1 protein-coding gene is annotated in these 753 nt (G+C 40.0%); it reads left to right on the forward strand.

Annotation, left to right across the window (positions count from 1 at the left end; all coding sequences use genetic code 11):
- Positions 1–113 precede the first annotated feature (113 nt).
- Positions 114–753, forward strand: a 640-nt coding sequence (locus tag ODU39_RS10200) for a transposase (protein WP_398580386.1), incomplete at its 3' end; no start/stop codon positions are given.

Consider the following 753-nt stretch of genomic DNA (forward strand, 5'->3'; position numbering starts at 1 on the left):
TATAGACAATATGTAAAGACCCCCAGTTGAGAATTCGTGGATTTACCTGTACACTAGAATAAAAAAACAATCAACTTCTAACAGGAATTACCACACTCAATTGGAGGTCTTATATGTTTCATTTTACCACACTTTTCATCGGAATGGATGTTCACAAAGAAAGTTTTTCGCTCTGCTATTATGATATGATGACCAATCAATTCAAACATAGCACTAAAGTTGGTCCAAATGTTAGCTATATTGTGAACTATGTGAATGAGCTTCGTCGTTTATATGGTCAAGATGCAGAAGTGTTATGTGGCTACGAAGCCGGATGTCTTGGATTTACCCTATATCACCAGCTACAAGCTCACGGGATTCCCTGTATCGTGATGGCGCCTACAACGGTGATGAAGGAAGGATTTAAGCGTGTTAAGACTGATAAAAAAGATGCAGCTCAGCTCGCAAAAGCTCTGGCCTTTCGTAGCTATCGGCCTGTTCATATTCCTACTGTTGAGGATGAACAAGTCAAAGAATATATCCGCATGAGAACAGACCACAAAGTGGCTCTGAAGAAAATCAAACAACAAATTTTTGCCTTCTGTCTCCGACATGATTTTCGCTATACCGAGGGAAGCAGTAATTGGACACAGAAACATGTCCGCTGGCTCCATTCTCTAAATCCTAAGGGACTTTACGCAGAGATTTTGACAGAATACCTATTGACCTATGAGAAATTAGTAGATCAAATAGAACGGTATGATGCGCGAATTG

The organism is Streptococcus sp. 2021WUSS126 (assembly GCF_044427255.1).
In the GTDB taxonomy this organism is placed as follows: Bacteria; Bacillota; Bacilli; order Lactobacillales; family Streptococcaceae; genus Streptococcus; species Streptococcus hashimotonensis.